Genomic DNA, 19,782 nt, shown 5'->3' on the forward strand with positions numbered 1-19,782 from the left:
AAAAAAATGAGCATTGAAAACCCAAAAAAAGAAAAAAAACTAGTAAATAAAGTTGAAATCCTTTCAAATGCAGAGAAGGCATTTGAAAAAATGACAAATGTTTTATTAGATTTAAAACCTCCAGAGACAATTTATACCTCTAGGAATGAAGATAATTTCTTTAACGAGCTTAAAGCTTTTGTAAAACTAGAAATTGAAAACATTAAAAAAATAACGCATCACCTAAAAGAGAATGTAGAATGGGCGCAATTAAATGCAGCTTTTTTTGGTGAAACGAATGCAGGTAAAAGTACAACTATAGAGTCTTTGTTATCTTATTTGGATGTACCTAGGAATGGCAAAACGATTGGAGATGGCTCTAAAGATTTTACAAAAGAGGTAACCTATCACAATTTTAACAGCAATGGAAAAAAAATTGGGTTGATAGATTTGCCCGGTATAGAAGGAGATGAACAAGGAAACTTAGATGATATAGACGCTAAACTAAGACGAGGTATAACAAAAGCACATGTTGTCTTTTATGTTTACGGAAATAGTAAAAAACCCGAGCCAGCAACCGTAAAAAAAATTAATAAATATTTAAACGAACAAGCTACCGTTATTAGCATTTGTAACAATCGAGGTAAAGCAGCAAAATACAAGAGAATTCTTAATAAAGAAGGTAAAGTAGCATTAAAAGCGTCAGAGGTAAACGAGCAATCTAAAGAAATCTTAAAAGAAGTATTAGGAAAACAGTATAATGGTGATTTGTTTATAAATTCTTTAGCAGCGTATCTAAGTGTTGGTGAAATTGAAAGAGATGATTTTAAAGCTGATAAGAAAGCTTTTTTAGAAGTTTTTAAAACAGAAGATAAATTAAGGACTTTTTCTAATTTAAATTCTATTATAGACACTATAGAGATAAAATCTAAAAATGAGGAGTCTGTAATACTAGAAGCAAACAAGCAAAAATTAAACCGTGTTTTACGTGAAGTAGCTACAAACTTAAGTGATTTTAAACAAATAGAGATTTCTGAAGAAAAAATTGAAAAAACAAGAATTGAAATAGAAGAATTCTTTAAAACAGTAAAATCAGATATCAAACTATATCAAACTAAATGTAAAAATAGTTTAGAAATATCGATTGACAATCATTTTAGAAAATTACAAACAGAAATTTTCAGAATGATTGACGACGGAAATGTTAAAGAAGAAAAAGTTAAAATTTTAGTTGAATACCAATCAAAAAGACTACAAACTACATTGGTTAAGTCACTAAAATATTACAATAGCAGTTTAATTATAAGAATAGAAGATAGATTAAAAAAATTAGAGCGTTATTCTAAAGTAAATATCAATCAGTTATTTTCTAATACAGTACAAATAGGTAATATTAATTTAGAGGGTCTTACAGAGTTAGATGTTTCTTTTGCTGATATTGCAGGTTTTGCTGCTGCTTTTGGTGGTTTTGTATTTGGTCCTTGGGGTGGTGCTATTTCATTAGCACGTTGGGGAATTTCAAAACTATTTTTTGGAGATGGTGGTAAAGCAAAGGCAAAGGCAAAAATTTCAAATGAATTAAGAATTAAAAGGGATAAGTTAAAAGAAGAATTTAGAAATCAAATTATTAAAAAACAATACGATTCAATTGAAGCAGAAGTTTTTCAAAGATTTAAGCAATTGAACGACGTTCCAAATGAAATGTTAGATTGGAGAGAGAAAATAAATAATAGTTTAAAAGAAATAGAAAGCCTAATAATTAATTAAATTATGAAAAATAAGAAGCATATAGAAAATCTAGCAAAGTTATTACTTTTAATAAAAGAAGGAAATATTTATGGACTTGGCCTTAAAGATGTGGAAACTAAAATAGCATCTGCCATAGAAAGTTTAGAAAACAATTTACTTAATGTTGTTTTGTTTGGTTCTTTTTCAGATGGTAAAACCACAGTAGCTGCCGGTTGGTTGGAAGAAGAATTTGATAATATGAAAATAGATACAAATGAATCATCTGATGAAATTTGTATTTACAACTCTACATTAAAAAATGTTAGAATTATTGATACCCCAGGTTTATTTGGGGACAAACAAAAATCTGTAGACAATGTCGTTATTAAATATGAAGAACAAACAAAAAAATATATTTCAGAAGCACATTTAATATTGTACGTTGTTGAAGCTGTAAATCCTATTAAAGATTCTCATAAGAATATTATTAAATGGGTATTGCAAGATTTAGGAAAGTTAGAGCAAACCATCTTTGTAGTAAATAAAATGGACGACGTAGCAAACCTTGAAGATGAAAAAGATTTTATAAGAAATGCAGAAATAAAAACAAAAGTTATAAAAGATACCATAAAATCATTTTTAGAAATTAGTGAAGAGAAATCAGAAAAATTAAATATTGTATGTGTATCTGCAGATCCGTTTGAAGAAGGATTAAAAGAATGGTTTAATAATATAAAAGAGTATCGCGAACTTTCGCGTTTAGAGGGTTTAAAAACAATAACTTCAGATATAGTTCAAAATAACGAAGAAAGGCTTATCAGCGGAGTTTCTAAAAGTGTAATGAAGGACGTTATAACAACAAAAACAAATGAACTAAATGAAATTATAAATATTGAAAAACAAAATATTTATAAACAAAAACTTGAATTAAAAAGACTGAGTTCTGATATAGGTTATTTAAAAACAGATGCAGGTACGGCAGTAAGGCAAGCAAAGGATAACTTAGGTAATTTAAGAGATGCTATTTTTTATGAAATAGATGGGGCAACTAGAGAAACCTATTATTCTGTAATCGAAAGAAATTTAGGTGTAAAAAAGAATGGTAAAGAATTGGAAATTGGTTTTTTATTACAACAAAAAGTTCAGGGAATTATTGATGAAGCAATTGAAGGGTTACAAGGGCGAACTCAAAAAATAACTTTAGATTTAGAAGAAACAGTTCGTGAAATAAATGAAGGTATGCAAAGGATGGCAGCTTCTGGCTTATCAGAACTTATTAAAAATGCAAGTAAAATTCCGGTTAGTAAAATTAGAGATGGTATATTATCTGCTAGAAATACGTTAAAACTCTCTACCAAATTTAAGCCTTGGGGGGCGTTAAAACTTGCTGGTAACTTTGCAAAAGGAGCGGCAATTTTAGGTGCTTTATTAGATATTGGAATTTCATATTGGGAAAAGAAAAAGGCAGAGAAATTTAATAAAGAAAAAATGGAGATGAAACAATCAATAGGTAGTTTTTTCTCAGATATTTTAGATGATTTAGGCTCTACGGATGATTTTATTAATAAGTATATTCCATCTTTTAATACATTACAAAGTACCATAGAAGATTTAGAAACAAACAATGTGAGTTTTGAAGAAAAATTAGAGAAATCAACTGTTTGGAAAGATAAGGTTTTTAATTTTTTTGACGCAGAAGAGATACCTTTTGAAGAAATTTAATTTTGATGAATGTAGTTCAGGAGCTTGCTAACATGATATGCATAAGTTTAAAATATATTAAAAAAAATTAGAAGATGAAAAAGTATAAAAAAAAATTCTCTAATAATATAATAACAAATAATAGAAAATCTTGTTAGATGATAAGTCACATTAATAATTTAATAAAATCTACAAAAAAACAATATGCTGATAATTACAGCTATATGTTAAGAGATTACAACCAAGAGAATGAAACAGTAAAAGGCTACAATGGTCGTCAGTTATTAGAGCTATTGCAGAACTGCGATGATGAAGGATCTAAGGAAGTACTCATAAAATTAGATACAAAAAAAAGGCAAGTCTCAATTCATAATATTGGAACACCATTTTCTGAAAAAGGATATCGTTCTTTATTTATTTCTAATTTATCTTCTAAAACAGAACAAAAAAAGTATATAGGTAATAAAGGACTAGGGTTTAGATCAATTATTAACTGGAGTAAGGGCATAGAAATTCAAAGTAATAATATTTCTCTAAGCTATTCAGAGAAAAAAAGAAAAGCAAATTTTCAGGAATTATTTGATACTGAAATTCAACAACAAATTAGAACAGAGCAAAATTTAAAAGACCATGTAATTCCCTTGCCTTTTCTTACCATTCCAGATATATCTGTAATCGAACAAAAGGAATATGTTACGAGTATAATTATCGAATATAAAATAAGTTTTTTAAAAGATATTATAAAACAAATTAGAGCAATCACCCCTGAAACTATTTTATTTTTAAACAATATTCAAAACATAAAATTTGAAGGTTTAGAAGGTAAAGAAAATATTTCGTGTAAAAGAGAAGTTATAACAAGAAGTGAAGATATATTTGAGCCAAAAACAAAAATAAGTTTCGAAAATGGAACTATTTGGCAAATTTTCGAGAAAGAGAAAGTCCTTCCTGAAAAATATTGGGATAAAATCAAACAAGATGAAGAGTTTTATCAAATTAAAATAGCAATTGAAGAGAACTTTGAATACAGCTCACCTTTCTTATATTCTTTCTTTCCAACTAGAATTCAATTAAAACAACCATACATTTTGCATGCAACTTTTGATTTGGATGCCACTAGAAATCAAATTAACGATTCTGAAAAAAACAGGTTTATCCTTAAGAAAATAGTGAAATTCACAACAAAAGTTGCGAAATATTTTTCCAGAGATGAAGTGTCTTACAAACCTTTAGAAATTTTACATCATATAAACAAGGCTGATACCTTAGCTGAATTAGGTTATTATGATTTAATTGATTCTGCGATACACATAGAGTCAATACTTCCTTGTATAGATAATACATATAAAACACTAGAAGAATCTATTTTTATAAGCAATGTATTTGGGCAAATGCTTTTAAATATTGGTGCTGAAAATGAGATTAACTGTCATTTATTACCACTTGAAAATAAAAATCTAAGAGATTATAATTTAGAAGGTCATATTGATAATGATTTAGTTGTCCTAAAAGATGTAATAGAAATTATAAATAGAATCTCAGCCAAAGAGCTGTCAATGATAAATAGAGCTCAATTTATTTACCAGATTGTAGAAAATTGTGATTTCATTAAAGAGGACTACGAAAATAGCATGACATTTTTAGTGAATGATCAATTAATGAACATTCAAATAGGAGAATATATTTATACACCAATAACAAAAAAAAATGAATTAAAAACACCCTCTTTTGCCAATATTCAATTCCTTAATAAGGCCTTATATGACGAGTTGCTCGAAATGTTTGAGTTCAATGTTGATGAAAATTCTAATAAATCTAGATTTATATATGATCAATTAAAGGGGTTTTGTAATATTCATAGTTATGAACCAGCTACCTTGGCGCAAAAAATAATAAGCGAATCAAGAAATCGATTAAATACATCTCCAGAAAATAAGGTTGATATAATAAAAGAAATGAACCAATGTTTATTTCATAATTTTCAAAAACTCAATGATGAAACAAAATTACCGGAAGCTATTCGTGTTCCCGGGATTACAAAAAAGGGGAATATTAAACTAGTAGATGAATTGGTTTTTTCAGATGAATACCCAATAGGCAAAATCACTGAAACAATTTTTAAAGGTATTTACAAGCCAAATGATTTTATTGGGGCACCTGATATCCTTGGATTAGATGTTCAAGACAAGAATAAAGTACAGGATTACCTAAAATGGATTGGAGTTAATGATTTTGCAATTTATAAATCAATTACAACTCAGGATGAAAACCTTCAAAAGTATCGAGTTTATTTAACCAATGTATTAAATGAACATATTGATTCACGTATTAAAGCAAGAGTATGGAGTATTAAGAATCTTGAAATTATTTTAAAATTAATTTCTATTGAAAAGTTTATTTTATGGATTCATTTTGATGAAAAATTACGGAAGCAATTGAATGATCTGGAAAATGTCGACTCTTTACAATATTTTTACAGAACTTGGAATTCTGTTTATGTAAAACCATCGTATATTAAATATCAGATTGATCAATTAAGTAATTATATTTTGTCAGATTATCTAATAGATGAAAGATATAGTTGGATCAATAATTTTTCATTTGACTATAGAAAAGATTTTTTCAAAGAGCATGGTATATCAAAAAGTAGTATAGATGCTATTTTACTAATATTGGGGGCTAAAGATGATTTTAGTAACTTATCAATTGATAAAGTTTTAGAAACAATAAATAAATTACCAGAGAGATATCCAAATGGGAAGAAAACTCAAATAATTTATAAAATGGCCTTGGCTAATTATAAAGAAAATGGGAATAGCTTAAATAGTGAGGTGTTTCTTTTTGCAGATGATGGTAAGGAATTGAAACCATTTCCTCAATCTGAAGTATATTTTAGTGATAATATAAAACTCCCAAAGCAGTTGATGAAAGACTTTCCTGTACTTAATTTTCCTGCCCGTTCTGGGGGTGCTGAGGCCATAGATTTTTTTGGGATTAATGACTTATCTGCTATTAAAATTGAATTAATTTCATCAAAACTAGTACCTGAGTTAAATAGCAAATTCAATGAATTCCTAGAACTATTAAAACCGACCATATTAACATATAGGATTAATGCAATTGAAGAAAATAGACTTCATAAGATACAAGCTTCTATTTGTAAAAAAATCACGTTTGTTTTATGTTCACAAATAGAATATAGTATAGGTGATGCTTCCTATGAAGTATTAGACTACGAATTCATTCATAATAAAGATCAAACTTACTATGTAAAAGTAAATGAGTATGATACAATACATAATTTAAAATCAAATAGAACATTTATAAACAGTTGTGCTGACATAGTCTCTCTTTCATTTGATGTTAGAGGTGATCGAAATGAGTTTAGACATTTATTTAGTAATGAATTTGAGGATACATTAACTAATATTAAAGTTGATTTTGGTGAAGATACATTTAATGAAGCTAGAGAATTACTTGGTTTAGCAGATTATAAGCAAGCTTTTTGGCAAGCAATATTTGTGTCTAAAGGAATCAAATTTCTGAAACACATGGACGATCTTACCTTGGAAGCATACATAAAAAGTCATTTCAATCTAGATGTTAACGTAAACGTTTTAGATTATGAAAAGATAAATGATGAGGACGAGATGAATAAAATTCAAAATTTATTTGATACTATTAATCTTGAATTAGAGTCGTTTTCAACCCACTACCCCTATAATATAAGCCTAGAAGAAATTCACTTTTCAATGATAAAGAATGTTTTATTATCTAAAAAAACGATAATAAAATCAGCAATTTGGAAAAAACTAAAAAGTAAACCAATAATTGATCAGTCAGAGTATTTAAATGAAATTAATAAGTTTGAAGACTTTTATGATTTCGTTAGAGAAATTGCTGAAAAGAATAAGTATAATTTCAACATAGATTTAGATCTAATATTTATTGAATATGTAAACCAACTATACTATGAGGTAGATATTAAAGATGAGGTAGACGTTTCAGATATAAGAGATAAAAATTCAGAAATGTTTACGGAGGAAGAATTATATAAGGTCAATCAAAGTAAAAGGTTAAAAAGCTTATTGTTTTTTGAAAATGCAATAAATACTATTAAATCCGAAATAATTGAGCAGGTTCAGGCTTTAGGTGATGATGCTACAACCCAAAACAATTTGAACTATGAAGAAACTAAAATAATTAGTAGTGAAAAGTTAAAGGAAAAGGAAAGGAATGGAAAAGGAAACAAGAGAGGCAAAAGGGTTTTTATACCAAAAGATTCTGATGATAGAAAATTAAAAGAAATAGGAAATACTGCTGAAGAATATGTTTTTAATCATTTAAAGAAAAATAATTTCAACAATGTTGATTGGGTTTCAAAAGACAATGAAAACCTTCAATGTGATATTAGGTTTACAGATGAGCAAGGAGTATTAAAATATATTGAGGTGAAGTCTTTTGATTCAGGAAGATTCTATTTATCAAGTTCTGAATTTGAATTCGGAAAAAGTGAAATAGACAATTATGAAATATGGCTCGTTAGAAATAAAAATGAAATTATTAAAATACAAGATTTTTTTACGAATAGCAAATACAACCCAATCACATCTGAATATGAGGTAAATTTAGAAGTAGAGTAGATATTTAAAGTAATGTAAAAATGAGTATTCCAAAACTTTTAAAACATTATCAGATAAACCCTTCAAAGCTCAAAGCCATTTTGAAGGCTAATAGCATCAATGATAATATTCGTTTTATAAATAATATTCCAGAAGAATGGATTTCTATATTATCAGAAGAAACTGGCATTGAGGTTTATGAAATAAGCACAAATAAACATTACAGATCATCTGTTGTAAAAGCCTCTAAAAAGATAACAAAAAAAGATAATTCACTAGATAAATTACAAGAGCTAAGTAAACCAAAACGTAGGAGAAAATCATTTCAAATTGGATATGTAAAATATGTTGCTCCAGATAATTCTCATGCATACCTAAAAGTTATTGATAATATTGATGGTGTTAATTATAACATGCTCCGAGAAAATACAGATAATGATTGTAAAATTAATAATAATTGTGCTGATATCGAAATAGGGCAATTTGTTATTGTATCGGTTAAAGGCGAAAAATTTAAAAAACATAAAATAGAAGAGCAACTATTTTCGGGTACTGTAATAACTAAACCTATAAAAAGATTTACAGATTGGGTATCTTTTAATAATGTAATAAAACTAGAGAATAATATCATGTTTTCGGATAATTTCGAAAACTTTGAGATATCTAAAGTTAAATTGTTTTTTGATAGAAGATCTATTAGATGTCAAAAATCGGAAATACCTCCAGATTTCAATAAAATAATAGACAATATAAAACTTCCATTTATTGAAGCCATAGCTAAAAAAATATTATCAAATGAAGATTTAGTTATTATTGGTTCGTTTAAATCTAATTCTAGTGAGTACAGTCAATTATATGAAAAACAATTTAAATCCGAAATTAATGATAGTAATTACTTCAAAGATGAAATTGACTTTGAAAATTTCTTTTTAAAGTGGCAAGCTTTATGTCCAGAGTTTTTAGTTATAAGTAAGGTAAAAAACTTAGAATTTCTAAATTCTTACATCAGATTATGGTTGGACAAAAAAACAAATAAAAATTTTTGGGAAAATCATCTTATTGATGCACTTATTAATTACGAAATAAAAAGTAATGAAAACTTGGCGTCAAATCAATTAACCTTTTATGAAAACCTTACACGGTCTCATGTCGAAGAAATTTCTTTAGCTATTGATGCTTATTTTCAAGCTAATTTAGTTACAGAATCTATTAAAGTATTTAATATTTTAGAACAATTAATAGTAATTTCAAATTGCTTAAATAAAGCAAAATACAAAACACAGCTAAAAAATAGCTTAGTTCCAGAATTAGCTTTTGAGCTATGGTTAGAAGACAACCAATTGGAGTTTCCTAAAACAATAGGGATTACTACATTTCAAGATCATAAAATTGAAATTCAAGAAAGAATATTGGATAAATTATCTGATGAGGAGATTGTACCATTAATTTCTTTAATAAAAGGAATATCGAATAAAATTTTAGAGAAAAGAGTCTGTAAATTAATAAAAGAAAGCATTTCTAGTAAATTAAATTTTATAAGCTTTGATTTAGAGAGTAATGGTACAGAAATATTTGAACTAGGTTGGATAAATAATGAAAACAGAGAAAAGTATTATAAAGGTAATACTGAGGTTAATAAGGGGATTAATTTCTTTAAAGAACTAACAGAAATATCAAATAGCGTATTTGTAGGTCATAACATTGTAGAGTGGGATATTCCAATTTTATCAAAATTTAAAGTTTCTATTCCAAGAAATCAAATTTGGGATACCTTATTAATAGAAACATTTCTGAGTCCAGAATTTAAGAATTTAGCATTAGTAACAGCACATAATGCTATTGACGATTCAAAGTTAACAAGACAATTATTTTTGAATCAGTTAACTCGCATTTTGTTTATGGAACAAGAAAAATTGACACCTTTATTTTCTTACATTCCTATTAATATTGTTGAAAAAATAGTAGAATTAAAATCTAAAAATTCACTGAACTGGAATCCATTTGATGTGTTGAATTCTGAAAAAGAAACATTCTTTAGACCACAACCACTTGAAAATATTTTGATTCAGAAAGTAAAAAAAGAAATCGATGATTTAAAATCTGAAAATATCTTAATTATTGGTAATGATAGTTTTAAAAATGAAATCTTAACTATAGAAAAGATTAAATTCCATTGTACAGATACATCTAACAAAGATTTATATAAGTTAAATAGAACTAAGATTAACCAAATTTCAGAGAACCATATTTGGGAAAAACTGGTATTGTTGAATCATTTAGATTACAAAAAAGCTATAAATCAACCAGCGTTTTGGGGCGAATTACCTATAAGTGTTAAAATTAAGTTAGAAAATAATATTAGTAATGTATTCGATTTATTTTATCCCAATGAAGAAATAGATTGGTTAGCTAAAAATGTGATGTTTTTTACAATTCCTGAATTATTATTGTATCAAGACCAGCTTTCACAACTCAAAGATATTAGCGTAATAACCATTCAAAAAGATTTATTGTCTGTAGAGAATAAAAAAAAATTAAAAGAAATTAGTTTAGATTTTTTAATGTCTGAAATTAAAAATGATGACCATATCTGGTTAAAGTTTTCTGGAGGTCAAAGTTTCTCTGAACTAACCGTAAAACAATGTGAAAATCTTGAAGTAGACATATTAAAACCATTTGATAATTTTTGGTTGGAAAAAGTTACTTTAAATAAGTTTAACGTTTGGGGGAATTTCAATTGGGAAAATTTACTGCTATCTTTTGATATTATTAATTTGGTAGATTTTCAGTCCGATGCTAACAAATTTGTGAAAAATCAAACCATTATTGTCGAAGTTAGTGCTGTAGAAACTTTAAAAAATAAAGTAGTTCGATTTAATCCAGAATCTTTATACCGTTCACGATATTGGGTTTTTCAAAAACAATTAATTGATCAAATTGTAAATCTAGGCAATGCTTCTATATTGATTGTTCAGGACTATGACGAAATCCAAGTACTTAATAATTATTTCAGTCATCTTGGGTATTACATTCCTGAACAGGTTATTTCAATTGGCAGACGATTAGAATTATTACACCAAAGGAAGTCTAGTGCCAAATTAATTATTGAGCATATAAGTCAAGTAGAGCGTATAATAAAATCAAACCATGTAGATTGTCTCAATATAATTTTTGATAGTTTCAACCTCTCAGAAAACTATTATTCTTCAATAAACTCTAGTTATCTTAAAAAATTAAATAGTAGTAGATTAAAAAAGATTAATGAAATCGAGGAGGATGATTCCGAAAAAGGCAACAATGATAAGCAAGAACTTAACATTTCTAAAAAACCAATAATTAGTGATACCTTTTTCCTACTAGAGTTATTAAAACCTAGAATTACTCATATTCGAAATGTATTGCAAAAGGCAGATCCAAATCATAAATTATGGATTTTAGACCCAAGATTTAATGATTATAATAGTATAAATAAATCTTGGAACACTTCTAAAATGACACTAAATATATGGAAAAACTTTGATATGTATGAAGCAGCCGTAAAAGAAGCTGATATGCATATAAATAGCGTAAAACCTATGGAAGAATTGCCTTTTGATATGGCTAAAATAAAAGAGATATTAAGACAGGTGTTTTTAAAAGAATTTCAATGGCGCCCTAGTCAAGTTCCATATTTAGAGTTGATTATTGAAAGAAAAGAAAATCAACTTATTACATTACCTACTGGCGAAGGAAAATCTGTACTTTTTCAAGGGCCAGCTTTATTTATAAGTGCTTTCACAAATAGATTAACGATAGTTGTAACCCCTTTAAAAGCTTTGATGGAGGATCAAGTAGATGCGCTTTGGAATAAAGGTTTCTTTGGTAGTGTAGATTATATAAACTCGGATAGAAGTTCTGAGGTGTATTCTATTTATAGAGCTATGGCAGGTGGGGAGTTGTCATTAATTTTCGTAACACCGGAAAGATTTAGAAGTCGCTCTTTTAATAATGCTCTTCAAATGAGAATACAATCTGATGGGGGGCTTGAATATGGTGTTTTTGATGAGGCGCATTGTGTATCACAATGGGGGCATGAGTTTAGACCAGATTACTTTAATTGTGCAAAAGAAATGCTAAAACTAAAAAAAATGAGTAGCAACAATTTTCCACTTTTATTATTTTCCGCAACAGTGTCAGATAAAATTTATAAGGACTTTAAAATTATTTTCTCGTAATGAATTGGAATGACCGCAATAAAGAATATAACCCTATTAGAAACCATATCAAACTTGGTTTTGATACAGTCGCAGATACTCAGGGTATGTTAAGTGTGATTGTTCATGATTTGAGAACCAAAAAATTTGATCCAATAAATAGTAGAGTATTAATTTTTGTTAGAACAAGAAAGCAATCCGAAGAAATAGCTATTGGATTAAATACCTGCCTAGAGAATGAAGGTCTCAATTATGCAGGTAAGGCAGATTTTTACCATGCAGGATTAGAAGGAACTAATAGAACTGAAAAATACGAAAATTATAAAAAAGGGGATAGTGTAATTTTAATTGCGACCAAAGCTTTTGGTATGGGTATGGATATTAAAAATATTCATTTTGTGTTTCATTTAGGTCCATCATCAACTTTTGAAGACTACTTGCAAGAAGTAGGTAGAGCAGGTAGAAATCAAGCTTCATATGAAAATGCGGGTTATTCTGAGTCCAATCCTTTATTGGCAAAATGTATTATTACCAAAGAGGACTTTAATAAAATTAAAGATTTACAACATCAGAACGAAATCACTTGGTCACAAATAGAACAAGTAAGGAAAACAATTTTTAATTATGTGTCTAAATTTCGTCATCTAAAAATTGAAAAAGAAAATGCTTTTCCACTACCATTAGATTTATTAAACCAAGATATTGAATACGAAGAGGTATATGGTAAGGATACTGTTTTTAGGGTTATTTTATATTGGCTAGAAAAATTAAATAGAATTAAACTCGGTGTATATACCCCAGCTCAATTACCGATAAAAATACTCAATGAAGATGTAAGTATTGCAGCTACTAGGACTAAAGAAGAGAATAATCAACTTAAAAGTTTATTAAATCTGTTAATACAAATAAAGGCAGATAAGTTTAATGACTCTCAAACTATTATGGTCGACATGCAGCTTCTAAAAGATGCATTGAAAATTAAGACAACAACAGAACTTTTTAAACTCTTATTTACAGCACAAAAATTTGAACTTATTTCACTTGATAGAAACATTAATTTAGAAATTAGTATCAATCGTACTCCGGAATTAAAATCATGGGGTTATGATGTGAAATCGCCAAGAATTGAGGCTACTTTTGATTTTGCAAACGAAATTATAAAAGCAACCACACCGGGTAACCAAGTAGCTTTAGACAATAATGAGTTAAATTCTAATATAAAAGATATCATTACGGCTAATTTTCAACCAGAAAATATATTTTGGGAGGAAATAAAGAAAAATAATGAATATAAGAAGAAGGAAGAAATCAATAAAACATTAGTTGATGACTTTAAGAAAGTTAGAGCGAAATTTGCTTTTAAATTAGTCAACTTTCTACCAAAACTGAGACATAAGAGCCATATAGCATATGAAGAAGAAAAAGTCTTTATTTCCCAATTAATCTACAATAGCTATAAAACTAATAGTTTACCCTTACAAGAATTAAAAGAATTCAAAATTGATTTAATTAAACTGATTACATATATCTCTGAACAGAATCTAAAGAAAAATAAAAGGACGTTTAATATTGTAGACCTAATAAACCATTTAGATATTGATAAAAAGGGAGATGAATATTTTCAAAAACTTGTATGCATTTCTAAAGGTTTAGGATATTTAAAGGGGGATGGAGGTGATATAATTCCAATGGGAATAGAGCTCTTTATTCATGACTTATCCATAATAGATATAGAAAACGAAACTGATTTAGAAATTCAAATAGAGTTTGAAGAAAGTAATAAAATGAAAGAGTTAAGATTGTTAGCTCTTAAATGTCTTACTGGATTAAAAGAATATGAACATGATGCTTTTATTAAAGGCTATTTTAAATGCTCAAGCAATGAAGATATTATCCAACTTTTAATTGAAAATTTAGATGAAAATCATCCTGATTTAGTTGCATTTAGGGAAGAAGCTTTAAAAACTGCTAAAGCAGCCTTAAATGAAAGTCAGAGTAAAGTTTATGAAGCCAACTTAAATCAAAATTTACAAGTAATTGCAGGGCCTGGAACTGGAAAAACGCATACACTTACATTAAGGGTTGCACGATTAATTCAAGATGAAAAAATTAATCCAGATAATATTTTGATTTTAGCTTATAATCGAGCAGTTGTTATTGAGTTAAAAGAAAGGTTAGATAAACTATTCAAGAAGTTAGGGTATTCTAAACTTATCAAGAAATTAAAAATTTTCACTTTTCATGGTTTTATAAAATACACTTTAGGAAATGAACTCAATGATTTAGGTTTTGACCAATGGACACAAAAGTTTATTGATATTATGCACAATTCACCTGGTACTATTGGTCAAAAATTAGGGACTATAAGGTATGTGTTTGTAGATGAGTTTCAAGACATAACCTCTGAAAGGATGGAATTACTCAAATTTATTGCCCATCCCGAAAGAACCAAAATTTGTGTAATAGGTGATCCCAACCAAAGTATATATGGTTATGAGAGAGCCAATGTTGGTGATTCAATGAATCCAAAACCCTATTATGATGAATTTGCAAAGATTTATAGTCCTGAGATATTAAAGCTTAATATTAATTACAGATCTTATATTGAGATTTTAACGGAGTCGGAAAGGTTGTTAAGTCTTAATACTTCGCGTATTGAAATCACAAAACTCTTAGCTCATAATAAAACAAAAACAATAAATCCACCTGTAGAAATAATAGATGTTAGGGAACATCGAGTAGATTGGAAGTTAAAGTTACAAGAACTACTAAGGTATAATGACGATATGGGGCAGTATCGTCAAATTGCAATTATGTTTCGCTCTAATAATGAGGTGTATAGGGCATTCAATGTGCTTAAAGATTTGAATTTAAACATAAGGTTGAGAGTTCAAGGAGCTAAAGGAGCATTAACAAAAACAAGGGAATTTTATCACTTATTAAGTGATCTTCGATTAAAGGCTAAAGACAAATTATCTTTAAATTATCTACAGGATATTTCAGATTTAAAATTAAGTGTCTTAAGAGAATATTCTAATTGGGATGTATATATCTTAAATGTGTTTCATTGTTTAGTATGTGAGTTTGAAAAAGAAAAAGATGAAGATTCAACTTATGAAGATTTAATTCAATTCATTGAGGATATTGGGAGCAAAGATGACGGACAGTTTGGTAAAATATATGAGCAGAATATAAAAGAAATAGGAGGAGATAATTCCTTGCAAGAAGTTATTATTACTACAATGCATAAAGTAAAAGGTTTAGAATTTGATGCTGTATTGATACCACCATCATTTTCAAATCTACCTACTTCAAGTAGGTTTTATGAAGCTGATCTGCAAGATTTTATCGAAGAGGAAAGACGTTTGTATTATGTAGCGTATTCCAGAGCTAAGAGAAAGCTAGTAGTTATTAAGTATGAAAGAGAGAGCGCTTTGGATAAAGGGACAGGTTATTTGACTCCGCAGGAAACTGTAAATCAGTTGGGGATTTCTGTAGGTGAAGGGATTGATAAGTTTACTATGTACTGGAGTGCTAGCGCATATGGCGGTAATTCTTATAATTACATTAAAGACCATGTAAAAATTGGAGATCGTTTAGTGTTACTTCCAGTAATAAATGGTCATTATACATTTTGGTATGCAACTATTAACAATAATAGAGTTGCTCTTTTGTCAAGGAGTATGGTTAATAGGATTAATCACTTATTAGAAATAAAGGGATTCATTGTTTCTTCAATATACGTCAGTACTTATGAAGAAACATTATGGTCTGATGAGAAAAATAATACAAACTATGCATCAAATTGGACAGAATCTTCTAAGAATAGAGGTTATGTTTACCTAATAGATTTTTCTGGATATGGTCATTAAATTAAAAAGTTATGTTTAAAAGAATAGTAAATAAAATTTTTAAGAAGAACTTAGTTAATGATTCATTACCGATTCAATTAGATGGGCAAAGGATCATTTCTTTATGGACTGCGGGTGTTAAATATGAATCAAGAATAAATAATGTTTTAAATTGTAAGGTTCATGATGAGGTATTGTTAGAGAGAGAACCAAATAACGAAATGGATAAAAATGCAATACATATTAAGACATTAAATGGTTTTTCATTAGGTTATGTAGGTAAATTAAAAGCCGAAAAAATAGCACATCTAATAGATGAAAAAAAAATTATTTCTAATGCATATATTATTGATTTAAAGTGCGATCTATCAAAAGATATCTATGGAGTAAAAATAGCTTTTACTATTAAACCTAAAGACAGTATTCTTTTTGATCAAAAAGAAGAGTCCATTGATGTTTTTTTTGATAAAAGTGAGAACGATAATTTATACTTATTATTAAAGTGTGAGGAAACTGTTTTAAAAAAAGTAGAAGATATTTTTAAAAAAAATAATATAGAAATATATAGAACTGGTATTAGTTATAGAGTTGCAAAAAATGGTAAAAATTATGATTGGTATTTCTTTTTAGATGAAAATGAAAATCAAGAAAATATTCAAAAATTATTGGAAGCCAGCTTTCCTGTTTTAAAAGAAAAATCAGAAAATAAATTTAAAGATGAATATTTTTCTTTCCTAGAGGATGATTATGATTATTTAGAGAAAGAGAAAAAAAAGTTGATTGAAGAGGATATTCCTTTAAAAGATAAAGAACTCAATTTTTTAAAAAATGAGAACAAACAATTAATTGATGAAAAGAGTAAATTGAAAAATGATATTGAAAAATCAATTAAATCATTAAATCAAGTTGATAATCAGTTAGAAAAAATCATGAGTATTCTTTTTCCGGAAGTAGTATTTATAAACCCAACTTTTGATGTGCTGCAAAGAGAAGTTTTAGATTTTACGAATGCACTTGAAAAAATAAAAAAAATAGTAGAAGACAATAGTTTTAAAGGTAAACCAATAAAAACATCTCGAAACTGGTTTGATACACATTTTAGTACAGGTGAAAGGAATGATGGGAGAATATATTTTAGAAAGACAAAAGATGAAATAATAATTTTAGTTTCTTTCAAGAGTGAACAAACTAGAGACATTAAAAGACTCTTAAACTATAATTAAGACTTCATGTCAAATACATATTTTTTTAATTCAAATTTATTATTCTAGAGTGTCTTACATTTTATTGCTTGAATTTTCACAGACTACAATGAAATACAAAACCTTCATAAGCTAAGTAACTTAATTCGTAGTTTTATTTTTAATAAATTCTAAGTACTATAAAGCTTTTATTTAAAATATGTAAACTCATTAGTTTTTAATAAAAATAGTGTGTCCAATAAAATTAGAGATTAAATAATTAAGATATGATTTAATCATCCTTGAAATTTTTTAAAATGTCTAATAATAATCACTAAATTGCCTGAAAATAATACAATAATAATCTGGTCTAAACTGAACACGATTTAGAACACGATTTTAAAATAAATAGGGTTGAAAAGGGCTAAAAAGGAGTATTTCTTTGAGCTCATAACCCAAAGGTCACTGGTTCGAGTCCAGTTCCCGCTACTAGGTTATCCTCAATAATAGAGCGGATTGTTTACGACAATCCGCTTTTTTTATGCCTTTAACTTTCTTACTTTTACGTACCGTAAACGCTACCGTAAACGTTTTTACTATGAAATTGAATTATTCTGAGCCAAAAATCTACACTGGAGGAGTGGATATTTCACAATGGTCGAGCTTTTCTTCTGAACAAAAAAAGACAGCGCTTTCCAAAGATTGGTTTGTTTATTTTTCTTTTCGAAATCCTGAGACAGGGAGATTAAAAAAAGAACCTTTTATCAAAGCAGGTGTAAATAAATTAAAAACAAAACGAGAACGTTACGCCTTTCTAAAAACGATGCAACAGGCTTTATTGCAATTATTGCAATATGGATTCAATCCGTATGAGGATAATACTGCCTTAGAAGCCTCGATTTTTTCAGGGAATCTAGAGGTGAGCAATAAAGTTGCCAAACAACCAAAACAAGTCAAGATTAAAAAAGAACAGCAGACTATTCCAGAAAACAAACAAGTAGCAAACCAAAAAACGGAAGCACCTTCCTTAACGATCGCAGAAACCATTGCATTTGGCTTATCGCTCAAAGTGAACATGATGAATAAAAATTCTTTTGTTCAATATAAGAGTAGGATAGGAGCATTTGAAAAATGGTTAAAATCAAAAGAACTTTATAACAATCCCATCACCTTTATTACAAAGAAAATGGTCATTGAATACTTAAATTCAGTTTTACAAAGAACTAGTGCTAGAAATCGTAATAATACGAGAACAGATATTGCTTCGCTATTTCAATTATTAGAGGACAATGAAATTATAAAGGACAATTTTGTCAAAAAAATAGCTGTCTTAAAATCAGTTCCTAAGAGAAACAAAACATATACCCCAAAAATAGAAAAAGAGATTTATGAGCATATGCGAGAAGTAGATCCTCATTTATGGTTGTTTGTAAAGTTTTTTGCTAACAATTTCTTAAGACCCATTGAAGTATGTAGATTAAGAATTGGTGATATTGATATTCAGGATAAGAAATTGTATGTAAAGGCAAAAAATAAGCCTGTGAAGATTAAAATTATTCCCGAAATTTTATTGGAGGAGCTACCTGATTTATCGAACTTTAAACCAACTTCAAATTTGTTTGGAAGATTTAACATCGGGGAAGAGTGGGCTGCAGATGTTATCAACAAGCGAAATGAGTTTTCTAAACGTTTTAAGGTGATTAAAGATCACTTTGAATTAGGGGTAGAATATGGACTGTATAGTTTTCGACACACCAGTATTACCAAACTTTACAGAAAGTTTCGAGAGAAAATGTCTCAGCATGAAGCTAAAAGTAATTTAATGCCCATTACAGGTCATTCTACGATGGTGGCATTAGAAAAATACTTAAGAGATATTGATGCTGAGTTGCCAGAAGATTACTCAAACTTTTTGAGGTAACTTACAACGAGTAAACTTCAAAATAGTCCCCTTGCCTAAGATCTGTATTTTATTGCACTTTTATCAAAAGAATAAATCTTTCAATAGGTTTTGAAATGAATGATTTCAGATAAAAGTGCTTCGTAGAACCGACATTATTTGACATTAGCTTGTACTATCCGACAACCATAAATAAAGAAGTATCTAAATTTATATTTAGATATGAATTCAGACGTAGTTTATCAAGTAGTAAAAGCACTTCCCATCGAAGAGCAAAAGCTATTATGGGATAAATTAAAGAAAGATTCTGAAATCTCTCCAAAACTCAATTCCCCTAAAAAAGTAAAAGTATTCACCAAAGAAAAGGCTATCAAGTATTTGTTAGAAAACGTTTTCAACAATAGAAAACGTCAAACAAAAACGCTTTTATAGGGATTAAGCGTCAAACGAACGTTCAACTAACGCATATGGAAACACGGTTATATTGTTGTGATTATTGTAAAAAGGAATTTTTGCCCACTCGAAGAAAGATACAAAAGTTTTGTAGTGATAGTTGCAGAGTCCGTACTCATCAATTGAAAAGCAAAAAACCAAAAGGGGAAGAAATCACAATAGCAAACAACATCA

The 19,782-nt window shown here is 28.3% G+C and carries 8 protein-coding genes; all 8 read left to right on the forward strand.

What is annotated here, in order from left to right:
• Positions 1-6 precede the first annotated feature (6 nt).
• Positions 7-1,746, forward strand: coding sequence for a GTPase (locus K8354_RS17300; protein ID WP_223443837.1), 1,740 nt, complete (start codon positions 7-9; stop codon positions 1,744-1,746).
• A gap of 3 nt (positions 1,747-1,749) precedes the next feature.
• Positions 1,750-3,429 carry a LeoA/HP0731 family dynamin-like GTPase gene (locus K8354_RS17305; RefSeq protein WP_223443839.1) on the forward strand — a complete coding sequence of 560 codons (1,680 nt, stop codon included), beginning with the start codon at positions 1,750-1,752 and terminating at the stop codon, positions 3,427-3,429.
• Positions 3,430-3,566: 137 nt separating this feature from the next.
• Entirely contained in the window at positions 3,567-8,051 is a 4,485-nt protein-coding gene (locus K8354_RS17310; protein ID WP_223443841.1) for a protein NO VEIN domain-containing protein, read from the forward strand.
• 20 nt (positions 8,052-8,071) lie between these two features.
• On the forward strand, positions 8,072-12,244 hold the full coding sequence (locus K8354_RS17315; RefSeq protein ID WP_223443843.1) for a DEAD/DEAH box helicase: 4,173 nt from the start codon (positions 8,072-8,074) through the stop codon (positions 12,242-12,244).
• Positions 12,244-16,095 (forward strand): UvrD-helicase domain-containing protein, encoded by a 3,852-nt coding sequence (locus K8354_RS17320; RefSeq protein WP_223443844.1) that lies wholly within the window; start codon positions 12,244-12,246, stop codon positions 16,093-16,095. The genes K8354_RS17315 and K8354_RS17320 overlap by 1 nt, the downstream gene beginning before the upstream one ends.
• Before the next feature lie 11 nt (positions 16,096-16,106).
• Entirely contained in the window at positions 16,107-17,297 is a 1,191-nt protein-coding gene (locus K8354_RS17325) for an HIRAN domain-containing protein (protein WP_223443845.1), read from the forward strand.
• Positions 17,298-17,853: 556 nt separating this feature from the next.
• Positions 17,854-19,176 carry a tyrosine-type recombinase/integrase gene (locus tag K8354_RS17330; RefSeq protein ID WP_223443847.1) on the forward strand — a complete coding sequence of 441 codons (1,323 nt, stop codon included), beginning with the start codon at positions 17,854-17,856 and terminating at the stop codon, positions 19,174-19,176.
• A 201-nt stretch (positions 19,177-19,377) separates the two neighbouring features.
• Positions 19,378-19,587: a hypothetical protein gene (locus tag K8354_RS17335; RefSeq protein WP_223443848.1), complete on the forward strand. Its 210-nt coding sequence runs from the start codon at positions 19,378-19,380 to the stop codon at positions 19,585-19,587.
• The last annotated feature ends 195 nt before the right edge of the window (positions 19,588-19,782 follow it).

It is taken from the genome of Polaribacter litorisediminis, assembly GCF_019968605.1.
Classification (GTDB): Bacteria; Bacteroidota; Bacteroidia; order Flavobacteriales; family Flavobacteriaceae; genus Polaribacter; species Polaribacter litorisediminis.